At 32.9% G+C, this 4,011-nt stretch carries 3 protein-coding genes and 1 pseudogene; 2 read left to right on the top strand and 2 right to left on the bottom strand.

Annotated features, from left to right (window positions below):
* The coding region (locus PHC28_RS16520) for an IMP dehydrogenase (RefSeq protein ID WP_300103221.1) at positions 1 to 348 on the bottom strand (348 nt) is incomplete at its 3' end.
* Between the two features lie 140 nt (positions 349 to 488).
* Positions 489 to 1,763, bottom strand: a complete 1,275-nt coding sequence (gene glyA / locus PHC28_RS16515; RefSeq protein WP_300103219.1) for a serine hydroxymethyltransferase — start codon at positions 1,761 to 1,763, stop codon at positions 489 to 491.
* A 108-nt stretch (positions 1,764 to 1,871) separates the two neighbouring features.
* Between glyA and fahA the strand changes: the two genes are divergently transcribed.
* Positions 1,872 to 3,155: a fumarylacetoacetase gene (gene fahA / locus PHC28_RS16510; protein ID WP_300103217.1), complete on the top strand. Its 1,284-nt coding sequence runs from the start codon at positions 1,872 to 1,874 to the stop codon at positions 3,153 to 3,155.
* A 123-nt stretch (positions 3,156 to 3,278) separates the two neighbouring features.
* Positions 3,279 to 4,011 (top strand): annotated as a pseudogene (locus PHC28_RS16505) (hypothetical protein); the annotation flags it as partial.

Raw genomic sequence — 4,011 nt, 5'->3', positions numbered from 1 at the left:
AATTTCAGCAATTTTCATGGAATCATTTTTTCCAGTTCCAGTACTAATTGCAATATAATTATATAATTCAGGAGAAATATTAGCTAAGAAATCATTCCATTCTTGCACGGAATAATGTTTATGAATAGTAGTAAAAAGTTTGTCTTTAGCCAAAGCTTCTGCCATAGAAAATGTTCCTACTGTATCCATATTGGCAGCAATAATAGGAACTCCTTCCCAAGAAATATTGCTGTGCAAAAATTTGAATTCTCTTTCTAAAGATACTTGAGAACGACTTTTTAATGTTGATCTTTTAGGTCTAATCATAACATCTTTAAACCCCAATTTCATTTCTGTTTCTATTCTCATTTTTTACAATTATTTATTTTCAAAAAAGTACACTTTAGATTTTAAAATTTATGTTTTGCATAAAACACAAATTTCACTAATTATCACGAATAAATATAGTGAAAATTAGTGAAATCTGCGTTTGAAAAATACTGTTTTTTCTAGAAAACGAACATAGCTCTTTCGCTCATCATTTCGTTTACTTCATTAGCCACTTCTTCGATAATATCTTCATTTGTGTAATTCATAAGTACTTTATCGATCAAAGCAACAATCGTTTCCATATCTTCTTCAACAAGTCCACGAGTAGTGATTGCTGGAGTTCCCACACGAATTCCGGAAGTAACAAATGGTGATTTATCATCAAACGGGACCATATTTTTATTCACTGTAATTTCTGCTTTTACCAAAGCATTCTCGGCTTCTTTTCCTGAAATATTTTTGTTTCTCAAGTCAATTAGCATCATGTGATTATCAGTTCCACCAGAAATAATATCGTAACCTCTTTTTACAAAAGCATCGGCCATTGCATTGGCGTTTTTTTGCAATTGCAAAGCATATCTGAAAAAATTATCGGTTAAAGCTTCTCCAAATGCAACTGCTTTTGCAGCAATAATGTGCATCAAAGGACCTCCTTGATTTCCAGGGAAAACAGCCAAATCTAATAAATTAGACATCATTCTGATTTCTCCTTTTGGAGTAGTTAAACCAAATGGATTTGGAAAATCTTTACCCATCAAAATCAAACCACCTCTTGGACCACGCAATGTTTTATGCGTTGTAGTCGAAACAATATGACAATGAGGAATTGGGTCATTCAACAATCCTTTGGCAATTAATCCTGCGGGATGCGAAATATCAGCGAAAAGGATTGCTCCAACGCTATCAGCAATTACTCTAAAACGCTCAAAATCTATATCACGAGAATAAGCCGAAGCACCAGCGATAATTAATTTTGGTTTTTCTTTTGTAGCAATTTCTTGAATTTTATCATAATCTAAACGACCAGTTTCTTTGTCAACACCATAAAAAACGGGGTTGTACAAACGTCCTGAAAAATTCACTGAAGAACCGTGAGTTAAATGCCCACCATGAGACAAATCGAAACCTAAAATGGTATCTCCTGGTTTCAAACAAGCAAAATAAACTGCTGTATTTGCTTGAGAACCTGAATGAGGTTGCACGTTAGCATATTCAGCACCAAACAATTCCTTAGCTCTATCTATGGCAATTTGTTCAATAATATCAACTACTTCGCAACCTCCATAGTATCTTTTGCCAGGATAACCCTCGGCATATTTATTGGTCAAGCAGGAACCTGCAGCTTCCATTACTTCATCACTTACAAAATTCTCCGAAGCTATAAGTTCTAGTCCGTGAATTTGTCTGTCTTGTTCCTCTAAAATAAGGTCAAAAATTTGTTCGTCGCGTTGCATTTCTTTGATTTTAGTTAATTTGTGGCAAAAATACAAAAAAACGTTTGGTAAATAGTTAGATTATGATATATTTGATGTGTATTTCTTAACAAAATAATTAACATCATTATGCCCATAACTGCCAATAATATTAATAGAAAATCCTGGTTAGAAGTTCCTATCGAAAGTGATTTTCCCATTCAAAACATCCCCTTTGGTGTTTTTCTTACCAAAGAAAATGTGGTGACTGTAGGAACCCGAATTGGTGATTTTGCCATTGATTTAGGAGCTTTGCAACAATTAAATTATTTTGACGGAATCGAACTAACCGATGATATGTTTATGCAAGATACGCTGAACGATTTTATTTCAGATGGAAATAAAACGTGGCGATTAGTTCGAAATCGCATTGCCGATATCTTTGACGAAAAAAATCCAAAATTACAAGACAACATAAAACATCGTGATATTGTTATTTTCAACATAAACGATGTCGAAATGCAATTACCAGTTTTAATTGGAGATTTTACTGATTTTTATTCCAGTAAAGGTTATGCAACCAATGTTGGAAAAATGTTTCGCGATCCTGACAATGCTTTGTTACCCAACTGGCTCCATATTCCAATGGGTTACCACGGAAGAAGTTCTACTATAATTCCTTCGGGAATTCCCGTTCACAGACCAATGGGGCAAACTTTGCCAATGGATGAACAAACACCTGTTTTTGGACCTTCAAGATTAGTCGATTTTGAATTAGAAACCGCTTTCATCACCACGGACGTAAATATTATGGGTGAAAATATTCCTATCAACGAAGTTGAAGATTACATTTTCGGAATGGTTTTATTGAATGATTGGAGCGCACGTGACATTCAAAAATGGGAATATATACCACTTGGTCCATTTTTATCTAAAAACTTTGCAACCTCAATTTCTCCTTGGATTATTACAATGGATGCATTGGAACCATTTAAAACTAAGGGATGTAAACAAGATCCCGCTCCACTTCCCTATTTACAAATTAAAGGAAAAAGTACCTATGATATTAATTTAGAAGCTTCAATACAACCTGAAAATTCTGAGGCTACGATTGTTTCAAAAACAAATTTTAAATATATGTATTGGTCAATGAGCCAGCAATTAGCACATCACACATCAAATGGATGTCGTGTAAATTCAGGGGATATGATGGGTTCAGGAACTATTTCAGGATCAACTCCTGATAGTTTTGGTTCAATGTTAGAATTGACTTCTGGAGGAAAAAATCCACTAAAACTCAATGACGGAACGGAACGAAAATTCATCAATGATGGAGATACGGTTATAATAAAAGGTTTCTGTAAAAATAATGGAGTCCGAATAGGATTTGGTGAAGTTTCAAGCAAATTACTTCCTCCATTTGTGAGAAAATAAATTAAAGCATTTCAAATCCGACACAAAATTGTCGGATTTTTTTTGATACTATTTGAATAAAATCTTCCAAACTGTTTCTTACGTTTAAAAATTAAATATTAAGTTTGTAAAAACACTTTTAGAATGAAAAAAATCTCCTCTATTTTAGCTTTTATACTCATAACCTCTTGCAGTGTAAAACACACTAGAACCTTGTTAACATCTGGAAATTATGACGAAGCTATTGATAATGCAGTGAACAATTTACGGTCCAATAAAGACAAAAAAGGCAACCAAGATTATGTTTACATACTAGAAGAAGCTTTCGCCAAAGCCAAAGATCGAGACCTGAATTCCATAAATCTATTAGAAAATGATTCCAATCCTGCTAACCTTGAAAAAATATACAATTCGTATTTGCAATTAAACAATCGTCAGGAAAAAATAAAACCGCTACTTCCCCTAAAGTTATTAAACGAAGGAAAAAATGCTAAATTCCCTTTTGATAATTATAATGATAAAATAGTTTCAACTAGAAATAAATTATCTAATTATTTGTACACTAACGCAAAAGAATTGATAAAATCATCAGACAAATTAAATTCCAGAAAGGCTTATGATGATTTGAAATATTTAAACCAGATTAATCCTAATTATAAAAATGTTCTGGATCTAATAGATGAAGCGCATTTAAAAGGCATTGATTATGTAATTGTTTCTACTAAAAACGAAACCAACATGATTATTCCGGGTCGTCTTCAATATGATTTATTAGATTTCAACACCTATGGATTGAATGATATTTGGACCGTTTATCACAACAGCAGGGAGAAAAATATTGATTATGATTATGAAATGATGATCAATTTCAGAGAAA

Origin of the sequence: Flavobacterium sp. (assembly GCF_028712645.1) — a bacterium.
GTDB lineage: Bacteria > Bacteroidota > Bacteroidia > Flavobacteriales > Flavobacteriaceae > Flavobacterium.
Note: the sequence above shows the minus strand (reverse complement) of the source record. Positions and strands in the feature narration are given on the sequence as shown.

Excerpts from the sequence above, each read along its gene's own strand:
- glyA (WP_300103219.1), bottom strand. The coding sequence starts at position 1,763 with ATGCAACGCGACGAACAAATTTTTGACCTTATTTTAGAGGAACAAGAC.
- fahA (WP_300103217.1), top strand. The coding sequence starts at position 1,872 with ATGCCCATAACTGCCAATAATATTAATAGAAAATCCTGGTTAGAAGTT.